General features: G+C 33.3%; 12 protein-coding genes. 8 read left to right on the top strand and 4 right to left on the bottom strand.

Annotated elements, in window-relative coordinates:
* The first annotated feature begins 48 nt into the window (after window positions 1-48).
* From OOK82_RS00375 to OOK82_RS00350, 6 genes are all read left to right on the top strand, one after another.
* Window positions 49-1065: an extracellular solute-binding protein gene (locus OOK82_RS00375; RefSeq protein ID WP_264704264.1), complete on the top strand. Its 1017-nt coding sequence runs from the start codon at window positions 49-51 to the stop codon at window positions 1063-1065.
* Between the two features lie 80 nt (window positions 1066-1145).
* Entirely contained in the window at window positions 1146-2033 is an 888-nt protein-coding gene (locus tag OOK82_RS00370; RefSeq protein ID WP_264686576.1) for an aspartate carbamoyltransferase catalytic subunit, read from the top strand.
* 661 nt (window positions 2034-2694) lie between these two features.
* Complete coding sequence (locus tag OOK82_RS00365; RefSeq protein ID WP_264704652.1) at window positions 2695-3669, top strand: ankyrin repeat domain-containing protein; 975 nt, start codon at window positions 2695-2697, stop codon at window positions 3667-3669.
* Window positions 3653-5419 carry a pentapeptide repeat-containing protein gene (locus tag OOK82_RS00360; RefSeq protein WP_264704263.1) on the top strand — a complete coding sequence of 589 codons (1767 nt, stop codon included), beginning with the start codon at window positions 3653-3655 and terminating at the stop codon, window positions 5417-5419. Before OOK82_RS00365 ends, OOK82_RS00360 begins: the two co-directional genes overlap by 17 nt.
* A gap of 35 nt (window positions 5420-5454) precedes the next feature.
* Window positions 5455-6063: a guanylate kinase gene (gene gmk, locus OOK82_RS00355; protein ID WP_010406904.1), complete on the top strand. Its 609-nt coding sequence runs from the start codon at window positions 5455-5457 to the stop codon at window positions 6061-6063.
* A gap of 243 nt (window positions 6064-6306) precedes the next feature.
* On the top strand, window positions 6307-8643 hold the full coding sequence (locus OOK82_RS00350) for an ankyrin repeat domain-containing protein (RefSeq protein WP_264704262.1): 2337 nt from the start codon (window positions 6307-6309) through the stop codon (window positions 8641-8643).
* Here OOK82_RS00350 and sdhA read toward each other — a convergent pair.
* A complete protein-coding gene (sdhA, locus tag OOK82_RS00345; protein WP_264683083.1) occupies window positions 8615-10414 on the bottom strand; it encodes a succinate dehydrogenase flavoprotein subunit in 1800 nt (599 codons plus the stop codon). The genes OOK82_RS00350 and sdhA overlap by 29 nt on opposite strands.
* A 208-nt stretch (window positions 10415-10622) precedes the next feature.
* Window positions 10623-11033, bottom strand: a complete 411-nt coding sequence (locus OOK82_RS00340; RefSeq protein WP_010406912.1) for a zinc-ribbon domain-containing protein — start codon at window positions 11031-11033, stop codon at window positions 10623-10625.
* A gap of 38 nt (window positions 11034-11071) precedes the next feature.
* Here OOK82_RS00340 and dapD point away from each other — a divergent pair, with 38 nt between their 5' ends.
* A complete protein-coding gene (gene dapD, locus OOK82_RS00335; RefSeq protein WP_010406915.1) occupies window positions 11072-11914 on the top strand; it encodes a 2,3,4,5-tetrahydropyridine-2,6-dicarboxylate N-succinyltransferase in 843 nt (280 codons plus the stop codon).
* On the opposite strand, the gene OOK82_RS00330 is transcribed toward dapD, so the two are convergent.
* Both OOK82_RS00330 and OOK82_RS00325 read right to left on the bottom strand, forming a co-directional pair.
* Window positions 11915-12196, bottom strand: coding sequence for a DUF2610 domain-containing protein (locus tag OOK82_RS00330; RefSeq protein WP_264686579.1), 282 nt, complete (start codon window positions 12194-12196; stop codon window positions 11915-11917). It lies immediately after the preceding gene.
* On the bottom strand, window positions 12197-12568 hold the full coding sequence (locus OOK82_RS00325) for a hypothetical protein (protein WP_264336858.1): 372 nt from the start codon (window positions 12566-12568) through the stop codon (window positions 12197-12199).
* Window positions 12569-12663: 95 nt separating this feature from the next.
* Here OOK82_RS00325 and OOK82_RS00320 point away from each other — a divergent pair, with 95 nt between their 5' ends.
* The gene (locus OOK82_RS00320) at window positions 12664-13692 is read left to right on the top strand and encodes a class I SAM-dependent methyltransferase (protein ID WP_264686580.1); all 1029 of its coding nucleotides are present in this window, start codon (window positions 12664-12666) and stop codon (window positions 13690-13692) included.
* The last annotated feature ends 492 nt before the right edge of the window (window positions 13693-14184 follow it).

The following is a 14184-nucleotide window of genomic DNA, read 5'->3' as shown; positions in this document are numbered from 1 at the left end:
CCTTGCTATTTTGATAGCTTGAGATGATGACAAGGAAGGGGTTTGTTTATGAAAAAAGGTTTAATATTTATATCTTTAGTAGCGGCTTTATTGATAGTCGTTAATTTTTTATATAAAAATAGCGGAATTGATGATTCACAAGTAGTAAACGTTTATTCATCACGTAAAGAAGAATTAGTACATAGTTTGTTTGATGATTTTACAAAAACCACTGGCATCAAGGTACGTTATATCATTGACGATTATTCCCAATTGCTTTCACGCATGGAAAATGGTGGTGAAGCTGATTTGTTTTTAACTGCAGATGCAGTGAATTTGATTTTAGCCAAAAAAAGAGGGCTCTTATCTCAAGTGGATTCAGAGACTCTAAAAAATGCCATACCTGCAAAATTTAGAGATCATGAAGATTATTGGTTTGGTCTCACAAAAAGAGCTAGAATATTGGTTTACAATAAAGAATCAGTAGATCCTAAGGAATTAAGTACCTATGAAGATTTAGCGAATGAAAAATGGAAAGGGAAAATATTAGTACGCTCTTCCACAAGTCCATATAACCGATCATTGATCGCTTTTATGATTGCAAAAAATGGTTTTGAAAAAACAAAAGAATGGGTGAGTGGAATTGTAAGCAACATGGCAAGAAAACCAAGCGGTGGTGACACAGATCAAATTTATGCTGTAGCCGCTGGTGAAGGCAATGTTGCAATAGTAAATAGCTACTACTTTGCAAGAATCCTTTCATCAGAAAATAAAAAGAATATCACAGAAAAGTTAGGAGCTTTCTTTCCGAGTGATGGTGTAATGGTGAATATTAGTGGTGCAGCAGTAACAAAAAACGCAAAACACAGAGAAAATGCCATAGCTTTATTGGAGTTTTTTGTAAGCAAACAGGCTCAAGAGCTATATGCTAAAAAAAATCAAGAATATCCTATTGTTGAAGGTATTGAAACTTCTGATGTGTTAAAATCTTGGGGAAATTACCTACAAAGTACTCTGCCTATAAGTGAGCTTGAGAAGCATCTCTTTGAGGCTGTTATGATAGCAGATGAATGTAAGTGGAAATAAAATTTTATAGCTTCCTTCTACTTTACTTTACAGTTGTGTAATTGAAATTAAGAAAGTAGAATAAGCTCAAAAAAGGAGCTATGGACAAGAGAAGGAATTTATTAAATATCTCAGACCTCACAATCGGTGATGTAGAAAATATAACTAAATTAGCCAACCAATACCTTGAAGAAAAAGTTGAAAATAGTCATGTTCTGAAAAATAAAATAGTCATAAACCTATTCTTTGAAGATTCAACACGTACGCTCGCATCTTTTGAAATAGCAGCAAAAAGCCTTGGAGCAAATGTTATAACTTTACCAATAAAATCTTCTTCTATTAACAAAGGGGAAGATCTAAAAGATATGATAAAAACACTAAATGCAATGAATCCTGACTATATGATAATCAGGCATAAAAGTAGTGGTATTATTAATACATTGGCAAAGCATGTCAACTGCTCGCTAATCAACGCAGGCGATGGAAGCAGTGAACACCCAACTCAAGCTCTTGCAGATTATCTCGTAATTATCAGTCATAAAAAGCAAATAAAAAACCTCAAAATTGTGATATGTGGAGATATTTTGCACAGTAGAGTTGCAAGATCAAATATAAGATTGCTAAAAATGTTTGGAGCAAAAATAAGCTTAGTTGCACCACCAGCTTTGATGTGTAAACATTTTTCTGAAGTAGATTCACTTCACTACTCACTAACTGAAGGTATAAAGGATGCTGACGTAATTATGCTTTTAAGGTTGCAAAAAGAGCGCATGAATAATAATTATTCAGAAAAAGAATATTTTCACTTGTATGGACTTGATGCACAAAAACTATCGCACGCAAAACCAGATGCAATTGTTATGCACCCAGGACCAACAAATAGAGGTATCGAAATTAGCAATGATATAGCAGATTGTGTTATTTTACAGCAAGTAAAGTTTGGATTAGCAACGCGTAAGGCAGTACTGCACTATTTAATAAATGTTTAAGTTAAAAATTAATGTTTAAGGAATTTTAGACATAATGACCCTCCTATAAAGAAAAGATTTAGAAAAATATAACACACCTTATGACAGAAATTAAGCGTACGTGTACGCACTGAAGTAGACTGTGCTATATTTTTTATTGAGAAATTAATTGAAAAGTCTGCAGACTTGAATAAGGTGGATTTCGAGCTCTAAAATACCCTCATTTTTACTGACAATAATCAACTTACCAAATGTGTCAAGTATTTTTTTGCATTTAATTTACAACTACGAACGTTTATTTGCAAAAAATACTATAAACATAAAATGATAGATGTCATAAAAGTAGCCAGTACTGGCATCCAGTTAAATTTGTGAGTTAAAAGTTATGCTAAAATATAACGTTTCTAATGATGATGGAAAATGGATCCCAGTGTCGGAGCACTGGGATGACATTGTTTAGTACGCAAATTACCACAATGTTCATACAGCTGTATACTGATTTCTTTAATGTCCGTACAGTTGTATGTCAGCTACTCGAATGACAATTTCAGATAAAACCTAGATAAAAGAGAAAAATAAATTTTTACATAATCATACTTGTACAATAACTAAAGCACTTTTTACTGTAGATTAATCATTTGATTATAGTATCATTTTAATTAAGCCTATATTTGCAATGTTTATGAAATATAAAGCATTCTTCATACTATTAATTGTTATATCTAACCTGCTTGCTGCAGAACAGCCTGAAGAAAATAAAAATGAAAGCAGTATAAATCAAGAAGACGTATCGAAAAGCAACACTGATGCTGAAAAAACTTCTCCGCTTCTGAGCGAACTCAAAGAAATCACAGACCCAACAAATGTAATCAATAAAGAAGTACCTTCAAGTAATCAAACAAACCTACAGTCTGAAGAGGAGACTAATATAAAAGATACCAAAGCTCTAACAAGTCCTTTATCAGAAGAAAAAAAAGAAGAACCTGAAGAGAAGAAAATCAGTTACAATAATCAAACAAACCTACAGCCTGAAGAGGAGATTAGCAAAAAAGACACCGAACTTTCAACAAGCCAATTAACAGAGAAAAAGAAAGAAGAACAGCCTGACAATATAACACCTGTGAACAAAGAAAATGAAGAAAGCGAAAAATGGACAAAGCTAAACAAAGAAATAAAAAAACATAAAAGCAAGTCTATATATAAAAGACAATATGATAGCCTAAATGAGCACCTTCCTAAAACTATATTTACTGATGATTACAGTAAGCAATTTTTTTACTGCATCAAGAAGGGCAACTTAATTTGTCTAAGAGGAGTAATAAATAAGCTAGAAAAAATTGGATTAACAATTCAAGAAATACTAAGATTTAGAAATAAATTGGGTGATACTCCTCTAATTTATGCAGTGAAACAAGGTCAAATAGACACAGTTCGCTTTCTCTTATTACAAGGTGCTGATCCTAGAGTAGTTGATAATAATTTTAAGTCCCCTATTGAAATAGCAATCGAAAGGAATCAGATCAACATAATAAACGCAATTGCCGAAATGATGCCATACCTTTTAGAGGATAAAGAAATAAACAATCAAGAAAACTCAGAGATGTATAACTTTGCTATAAAAACAAAAGAAAACACGTGTGATGCAAAAGATAATTAGACTTTTGATATTAATTTTAGTTGGTCATTTATGCTATGGAGATGATGCAATCAATGATTTTTTAAGCGCTCTGCATGATGTAAAATACGTATCTTACAATACAAAAGATTTTGCTAAATTTTTAGTACAGTGTAATAAAGCCAGCATACCACAAGATTTTAAGAAAGGTTTTGGTCCTAATTTAAATGGTGCTAATTTTAGTCAATTGTATTTAAGCAAATCTATTTTTGATGGAGTAAGTTTAATTGGTGCCGATTTTTCTAACACCGATTTATCAGATGTGTCTTTTATCGATGTTGATTTACGTGGTGCCAATTTTTCCAATGCTAATTTACATGGCGTTAAAATAAAAGGCACAAATTTAAGTTTTTCAAAATTTGCTTCTACAAATTTAACAGATATCATATTTGATCAGTCTAATATCAGTTATGCTGATTTTATCAATTCTAATCTCAACAAAGTAAGTATGCGTAATATAATTGGTTTGCATACCAAGTTTTTGAATGTAAAAATGAATTTCTCCAATTTATCAAACTCAAGTGCCAGCTACATCAATTTTAGTGATAGTGAAATAAACGACACTGTTATGCAGAAAAATAATTTCGACAACGCAAGTTTCTTTGGAGTGGATGCACATAAGCTCAAGGTACAATTTTCTTCATTAAAAAATGCTAACATATATGGTGCAGAAATAAAAAAATCGGATTTTACAGGTAGCAATCTTTCAAACGCCTATTTTAATTCTTCCATTATAGTCAACAGTAATTTCGAAAAAGCCAATTTAAGAAATTCACAAATTTCCTATGTGAAAGGGGATAATTCAAACTTCATTAAATCTATACTAAATGGTTCCAAGATAAAACATGCATATGTTTTCGAAGCAGACCTTCAGGATGCTGACTTATCTAATATTGATTTTAGTTTTAGTGAATTGTATAAAGTTAACGCCTATGATGCTAACATTTGTCACGGAAAGTTTCATAATACTAAAGTTGTGAATTCTGACATGAATGGTTCGTTCTTTGACCATTCATTGTTTACCTCTGCAAAAATAGAAGATTCAGATCTTTCCACAACTTCAATGTATAAGACAAAAATTAAAGACTCTCAAATTTATAATAGTACTCTTTCCCACCATAATATGGATTCGAGTGAGATAGAAAATTCAATATTCTTCAAATTATTAGCTGATAATTCGAGCTGGTCTAAGTCAAAAGTCACTAATTCAAACTTTATTGAAAGTGATTTCAAATCCTCCGTGTTTTATGATAATGCCTTTAGAAAGACTAGTTTTTTTCTTAGCAATTTGAGTAATTCAACAGTGAGTGATGTCTCTTTCCTCTCTTCAAGCATATATAAAAGTTCAATTGCTGATATTCATTTAACAGATTGCAAATTTGATAATTCAATTTTGATTGACAATCAAGGACAGACAAAAATTACAAATCTAGAGAATGCCATAACTTCAATTAAAGATCTGCAAGAGAAAATATCGCAGGGCAAAAAATTTGATGTAAATTATTCTTACTTTGAGTTTAAGGATATGAATTTAGAAAATGCTAATTTTTCTAATTCAATATTAAGTAGAGCAAAGTTTGTAAACGTTAATTTGAATAAGGCAAATCTTGAAAAAGCCGATTTACGTTATACTGTCTTTGATAATTCCTCTCTTATTGATGCCAATTTATCAAATTCTAATTTAGAGGGCTCTAGTCTTTTAAACTTTGATTCAAAAAATACAAAGTCTTAAAAAAGCTCTATAATGTACTTGTTAAATAAAGAAAAATGACCGTAAAAAATGAGGGCATACTACTGATTCTATCCTCTCCTTCTGGAGCTGGAAAAACTACTATATCAGAAAAATTACTTGAGCAATCAACTGATTTAGTTATGTCTGTTTCTATGACTACACGCAAACCTCGTCCCGGTGAAGTAAACGGAAAAGACTATTTTTTCGTTACTGAAGAAAAGTTTCACGAACTATGTAAGGCTGGTCAAATGCTTGAATATGCCAAAGTTTTTGAGAATTTTTACGGTATACCAAAAGATTTTATAGAACAAAACCTGAGCAGTGGAATAAGTGTTTTACTGAATATAGATTGGCAAGGAGCATTTCATTTGTTTGAAATCTTAAGAGAAAAAGTTGTAAGTGTTTTTATACTACCTCCCTCAATGGAAGAGCTTAGACTGCGTCTACAAAGGCGTAATAGTGATGATGAAATTGAAATAGAGCGTAGATTAGCCGAAGCGCAAAAAGAGATAAGTAAAAGTAATAAATATGATTACGTAATAATTAATGATGATCTTGATAAAAGCGTAGAAGAGATAAAATCAATACTAAGTAAAGGAATGCTTAAAAAATTAGAAGAAAAATCAAGTTTGAAAGATCTATAAAAACATTGGTTTGTCTCTTTCAGAGCACTCATGCTTCACAGTTTAGCCACATTTATTATTTTTTAAGATAAAATAGTTAAAATAGTAGACAAGTGCTAAAGTGGGGATTTGACTATGACAATAGATTTTCTAATAGAAACTAGTTTTCTGCCTTTTCACCTATATTTCGATAACATCTAGCTCAATTTAAAAGTTTAATACAATTCGTTAACGCCAAATAGCTTTTAATATTGAGGTTTTAATATGAGTATAGATCTAAGTGTATCAGTTACTAATGCAAACAAACTAGATAAACATATAAACAAAAATGAAAAACAAGATAAAAAAGACAAGCAATTGTATAATATTATAGAGAGAAAGGTAAAAAAAGAAAAACATCAGCATGAAAAACCAGGAAGTCGAGATGGAACACTCAAGGAATGTAAAAGGTTATTTAAGGAAGGCGCTAGTCCTGAAGTATTAACTAAATTAGAAGAATCGCTTAGAGAACAGGAAAAATATCACAGATATTATGTCCAATGTTTCCTTCCAGTGCTAGGTGAAGTAATAGAACGATCGAAAAGAATATCAAATGAAACAAAAAAACAAGTAATTTCTGAAGTCACTAAAAGTTGTTTTAGTAGGCACAGCGAACAAGACAGTGGCTACGGTAGCGATTTTGAAGATGAAATAAACGGAATATCAGATTCTGATAGCGATTTTGAAGATGGAATAAACGGAATATCGGATTCTGATAATGACGTTCAATTACTAAATGCAATCCAAAATGGAAACAACAGGAAATTTAGAAAATACCTAAAAGATTGCACAAATGTCAGTGGCATAACAGATGAAAAAGGAAATAATATTTTACACCTTATTGCATCGCTCAAAAAGAAACAAAAGCTTAAGTTTCTAGATACCTTGATAAAAATAGCTAACGAGAAAAATTTAGTACAACTTGTTGATAGTGAAAATCAAGAAGGAAAGACTCCTTTTCAGGTAGCACTAATTAACAAGATAAAAAAAGGGAAACATGATTCTCACACAATCCAAGATAACGATAACACACTTAAGTTTCTTGTAAAATTGTTAAAGTATAGAGCCAAGCTAAGCTTACCTACAGAGGATTTAGAAAAATTATCTAAAAAGCAAAATGAATACTATCTTAAATTTTTAGAAAAATTGGCTGAGCGAAAACCAGAAATAAAAACAAAAGTTGAAGAAGTTATAGCCCATACCATAAATACTCCAGATAGTAATGATAATTATCAACTACATTTAGCAATTAAAGATAATGATAAAGAACGTTTTGAAGAGTTATTGCAAAAAGGGGCAGATATTAGCCTGAAAGATACAGATGGTAATAATGCTTTACATCTAATAGTTTTAGAATTAAAGCAAAAACGAAAGTTTGAATTTTCAAATATAATATTAAATGTAAGTAAGGAGGAAGAAAAAGAGTATCTTAAAGCACAGTTTAAAAAAGCTATAAATGCTGAAAATACAGCAAAACAAACACCTCTACATCAGTTATTCCAGCATATAAAAGAAAAAAATGAGAATCGATCATGTACAGATAAAAAATTTGAAAAAACAAATAGATATAAAGCCTTAGAGTTATTTCTCCAAAATGGCGCTGATATCACTGCTCAAGATAAAGAGGGTAATAATATTCTGCATCACATTGCTTCGCTAAAAGGAGAACAAAAGGTTGCATGTTTGGAGTTGATTTCCAGTTTAGTAAAAGAAAAAGAAATATCTGAAGATCAGTTGGGTAAGGCCATAAAGGCCATTAACGAAGAAGGACAAACACCGCTACAAGTATCACTAACAAAAAAAGCAGAAAAAGGCAACCACCTTTCGCAAATGAAAACAATTTTTGATCTAGGGAAAAAGTACGACAATACAACAAAGTTTTGTGCAAAGCTGCTAGAAATAGGTGCTGATTCCCGTTCTCTGAAACTAAAAGATCGAGAATTTCATACTGAAAAATATTATTGCACTTTACGTAATTTAGAAAATTACTCAAAAACTCCACAAGAAGGAAAGGTAAAAGCTAAAGAACTAAGGAAAAAACTTGAAAAAAAATATAACGTTAGAACTTTTTCAAAAAAATGTCAGCATATTCTACACAAAACAGGAGATGGCCTAAAAGCTGCATGGAAATGCATTGATCCGGGCAGGAGAGCTAGTGTATTGTTAGCAATCACAGTAGCAACTACTATTATTACAATGGTAACACTTTCTTGCTTCCAAGGACAAATTGCAATTGGAGCAGCGTTACCCATCATAGCTATAACAGGAGTGGTGTGTCTGATATTCACTTTGGAACTTAGCGGCATTAGGAAGTCTGTTAAGGAATTAACCAACGATAAGCAAAGCCGTAAAGATGATCACCTAGCTGCAAAACAACCTGAAAATATTACTGAACAACAAAATTTAGCTAACAACTCAGCAGAGCAAGAAGTACAAAGATCGTCAAATCAATCGGAGCATAAAGAAAGCCCAGCTACTCAAATGAACTATGTATCAATACTACGTCAATTTATAAATAAACCAGATGGGTTAACTAATAAATTCTCTTTTCCGGGGCGATGAAATCAATCTCATCGCTCAGAGTTTTTTCAGCAACTTTTTTATAGTCAATTTCTACACTGACTTGGCTTTTCTCTTCTTTAAGCCATGCCATAGTATGTTTCATCCAATTTTTATCATCACGCTCGGGAAAATCTTCACGAGCATGAGCACCCCTGCTTTCCTCGCGATTAGCTGCGCATTCCATGGTAATAACTGCTTGTGGAATCATATTGGCAAGCTCCAGCGCTTCAACCAAATCACTATTCCATATCATACTGCGATCTTCAACTGCAATGTTAGGCATCATTTTTGCTACTTCTTTTATAGCTTTTTTACCTTCCTCTAAAACTTCAGCAACACGGAATACCGATGCATATTTCTGCATAGTGTGCTGCATTTCACTTCGTATTTTTGCTACTTTGAACTCTCCAGAAGCAAATCGCATTTTATTAAATCTATCTACTATCAAGTCTGTGCAGTCTGAATGCAATTTTTTATGTGGTGTATCAGGTTTCAATTTTTCTTTTGCCCTAAGCGCGGCAGCTCTACCAAAAACCACAAGATCAAGAAGCGAGTTAGAGCCAAGTCGATTTGCACCATGTACAGAAACACATGCCGCTTCTCCAATTGCAAACAATCCATCCACTACTTCTTCCTTACCTTCCTTCAGTGTTATCACTTCTCCATGATAGTTGGTTGGAATACCGCCCATGTTGTAGTGAACAGTTGGAATAACAGGTATCGGATCTTTAGTAACATCAACTCCTGCAAAGGTCTTTGCTGTTTCACTAATACCTGGCAATCTGAGCTTTATTACTTCCGGATCAAGATGAGCTATATTCAAGTACATGTGATCTTTCTTTGGCCCAACTCCCCTTCCCTCTCTAATTTCAATTGTCATTGCTCGACTTACTACATCACGAGAAGCCAAATCTTTTGCCTTTGGCGCATAACGTTCCATAAACTTCTCACCCTGAGAATTAACGAGGTACCCACCTTCACCGCGGCATCCTTCCGTCATCAAGCACCCTGAGCCATATATTCCTGTTGGATGAAATTGCACAAACTCCATATCTTCAAGTGGCAACCCAGCTCTTACCACCATGCCATTACCATCACCTGTGCAGGTGTGTGCACTTGTTGCAGAAAAATAAACACGTCCATAACCACCTGTTGCTATTACCACAGAATGTGCACGAAATCTATGCAACGTACCATCACACAGCGACCAAGCTATCACCCCACAGCATGTCCCTTTGTCCATAATCAAATCGATTACAAAATATTCGACAAAAAATTCAGCGTTAAATTTAAGACATTGCTGATATAGAGTATGAAGAATTGCATGCCCAGTTTTATCTGCTGCTGCACAAGTACGCTGAGCCGATTTTCCTTTACCAAAGTGAGTTGTCATTCCACCAAAGGCACGCTGATATATTTTTCCATCTTCCGTACGAGAAAAGGGTACACCAAAATTTTCAAGTTCAATCACAGCTTTGGCAGCATTTTTACACATATACTCTATTGCATCTTGATCGCCAAGCCAGTCTGAACCTTTTATTGTATCATATGCATGCCAGCGCCAGTCATCTTCAGCAATATTACTCAAAGCTGCACTAATTCCTCCTTGCGCTGCAACTGTATGACTTCGTGTAGGGAAAATTTTAGAAATGCAGGCAACTGAAAAATTAGTTGCAGCCATTCCAAGTGTTGCTCTAAGCCCTGCTCCACCTGCACCTACTATCACCACATCATACTCATGCTCTATGATTTCATACGCTGACTTATCCATATCCACTTATTTTATCATCACAGGCTTATAATATCACAGAAGTAGAAAAAATCTATACAAGTTTTCTGGATGTAAGCTTCTGAAACAAATCTATAGTAAACGATGTAATAACAATCATAGGGCGTCATGAAAGTAGCTGAAATTGGAATGACACTATCATAAAGGAATAAGTGTAGTTATTTGCATAACATTGATGACTTATGCCTATTTAATTAGATCTAAAATTAGATAGAAAAAGGTAATCTTGATAAAACTCATTTACAACAAGTTCTCTCGCACTTGAATTTTCCGTTTGCACTTTTTTGTATCCTAATTTATGGCTTATTGAATCTTTATATGCACTAACTGCTTTATATATCTTACTTACCTCTCCTGGAAAGATACCACCAACAATTATAACGCATAACCCTGCAACTGTTGCAAAAGCTAGAGTTAAACTTTGCCTCCAGTTAGCTTTTTTTTCTTGTATACCAGCAGGGCACAATTCACTTGACATTTCTTTTAGATACTCATGCCACATGTGATTGCAGTTTGTACATTTCACTTTTCTTCCAGATTCACCTATTTGCCCACGAGATACTAAGTAAGTTTTAGTACAATTATGACATTGTATTTTCATAGTGCTTACGTATAAAATAATATAAATTTGATATCAATATGTATATAATAAATGAAAAATTTGCAACTAAAAAATTACAAGATGAGATAGAAAATATTTGGAAAGATAAAGAAAAACTTAACGACTATAATCTAAAACACGAAGCAAGATTAATAATCAAAGAGGTAATTGAGTTACTTGACAGTGGTAAAATTAGAGTAGCAGAAAAGCTATCAAGTGGAGAATGGATAGTACATAAGTGGATAAAGCAGTCAATATTATTACATTTCCTCACTGAGGAAAGCAAAATAATAGACAACACCAATTGCTGGTTTGACAAAATCGGTAGTAAGTTTAGTGAATGGAATGAAGAAAAATTTTACCATTCAAAAATTAGAGCAGTTCCTGGGTGTTTTGTCCGCCAATCTGCTTACATAGGTAAAAATGTTGTTCTAATGCCAAGCTTTATCAACGTTGGTGCATACATTGATTCTGGCACAATGATAGACACTTGGTCAACAGTTGGTAGTTGTGCACAAATAGGGAAAAACTGCCATATTTCCGGTGGAGTGGGAATAGGCGGAGTTCTTGAGCCCATTCAAGCTTCTCCAGTCATTATAGAAGATAATTGCTTCATTGGAGCGCGTAGTGAGGTAGCCGAAGGTGTTATAATAAGAGAAGGATCAGTCCTTGGCATGGGTGTGTTTATTGGAGCATCAACAAAAATTATTGACAGAGAAACAAGCAAGGTATTTTATGGTGAAGTACCACCTTACTCTGTAGTTGTACCAGGATCTACTCCACCTAAAAATAACATTTCAACCTATTGTGCAGTTATAGTAAAAAAAGTGGACGAGAAGACGAGATCAAAAACTTCTATAAATGAAATATTGAGAACCTAACTACTTGCAGTCATTTTTTTTATCATTATTACTAACTACAGTAATAGCATATGCGCATAATTCTGGAAAAGAGATCCCGTTTTCTTGAGACAGCTTGTATAATTTTTGCAAACTTTCTTTAACTTTATTAGGAATGTTTCCTCCACGCTCCTTTGCAAGCCATGAATCTTGATGGTGAATTGGATGAGTATCACCCTTTGGATTTCCTATATATACTGCAAAAGGTGCATTCTGTCCTTTGAAATCACACTGTACAGTAAATTTTTTTATAGACTCAGCCATTTAAAGACCTCTACTTTTCTTTTTAACCGATTTTATAGAAGATACAAGAGGTGGTTTTTTGATAAAATCTTGCCTATTAAACACACTTTCTTTGCCTTCTAAAGCTCGACGAACATCGGCTCTGCTTAGCTGTGACTCTTTTGCTAACCTCATTCCATGCTTTACCATAATATTAGCATATGCTAACACTTTTTTTACTAACTCTAGGTCACCATTCAGCATTTTAACTAATGCTTGAAATACCTCCGCTAAAGTTAATCCATCAGCACCTACAACCTTATTTTCTACAAAATTGACAACTTCTTCAAATTTATATTCAACACCATCATCTTGAGGTATAAGGGTAACATAATCCGTATCTTGACTATTCATAACCAAAGCACTATCGCCTTTAAACTTATATTATATATATAAATACTCCACTATTTTATAGTATGGCACGCTATAGTTAAACATTTATTAATAATATGCTTACTTATATACACGAATTAATTGATAAAAGCCAAGGATCAATATCCATCAGTAATTTTATGAATGCTGCTCTATATCATAAAGAGTACGGCTATTACATGAATAAATTACCACTTGGCAAAGATGGTGACTTCATTACTGCACCTGAAATTAGTCAGCTATTTGGTGAAACAATTGCAGTGTGGATAATGAATACATGGGAAAAATTAGGAAAGCCATCAAAATTTTCTCTAGTTGAACTTGGGCCAGGTAAAGGAACACTCATTCATGATGTAATAAGAGTCACCAAAAAATATAGCTGTTTTTTTAGCTCAATGGACATTCATCTAGTTGAGATAAGCCCTATTTTACAGAAAATACAAAAGGAAAAATTAAAGGGATTAGATATTAATTGGCACACAGATGTCGACAACTTACCAAATCAGCCAACTATTTTTTTTGCAAATGAGTTATTTGACGCCCTTCCAATTGACCAATTTATTTATCGTGATGAGCAGTGGTATGAAAATAGAGTAATAAAACAAGATGATGGTAGTCTTTCATTGTCACTCCAGTGCTTAACCAGACCAAAAACTGGATTCCAGACTGGAATGACAGGGGGTTTCAATGGTGCAGTAGTGGAAGTATGCCTAGCCGGAATCGAAATATTAAAGAAACTTGAGAATAAGATAGTCAATAACGGAGGAGCTGCCCTGATTATAGATTATGGTTATGTATATCCTGAATATAAGAGCACTTTGCAATCGATAAGGCAGCATAAATATACTAATTTTCTTGAAAACGTCGGTAATAGTGATATTACTGCACTTGTGAACTTTCAATCATTAAAAGATTCATTAAAATACTTAAATTGTGAGATTTTAACTCAAAGAGAATTTTTATATTTGTTTGGTATAAAGGAAAGAGCGCAAGCTTTAATGGAAAATGCAAGTAATGAACAGAAGAATAAGATCTTCAGTGAATTTTTAAGGTTAACTGAAAATATGGGTACTCTCTTTAAGGTAATGCTGATTCACCATTTGTAGTCTTGTGTAGTTCTTATGTTAAACATACAAATACTAAAAAATTTACAGAATAAAAAAGGTAAAAAAAACGTATCTGTTCAGCAGAGTAGCAAAATAAGATAGACAGATAAGACTATCATAGGAACAAATAGGTGTCATGCAAGTAGCTGACACTGGCATGACAACAAAAAAGTTACTCAAATGACACCCTTTTGATGCACAATTTTTGGTGCATCACGTACTGATTTTCATCCAAGACGATGTCATGCAAGTAGCTGACACTGGCATCCAGCCTTTTCGCGCAAAAAACGTTGTAAAGTGTTTACCAACTTAGTTGGATCCCAGCTGGAATGACACTTGGTTATGCAAGAAATCTATTGTCAAAAAAAATTACTTCCGCATATTTTGAATCTGATTATAATAACAATTAGAGATATTTTAAGAGCTCAAAATCTATCTTTGTCTGCAGACTTTCAGTTAACTTTTCAATAAAAAACGTAGCGTATCTTTTTC

The sequence above is a fragment of the Wolbachia endosymbiont (group B) of Apotomis betuletana genome (assembly GCF_947250475.1).
Lineage (GTDB): Bacteria > Pseudomonadota > Alphaproteobacteria > Rickettsiales > Anaplasmataceae > Wolbachia.
The sequence above is the reverse complement of the archived record's forward strand: the minus strand, read 5'-3'. Positions and strand labels throughout refer to the sequence as shown.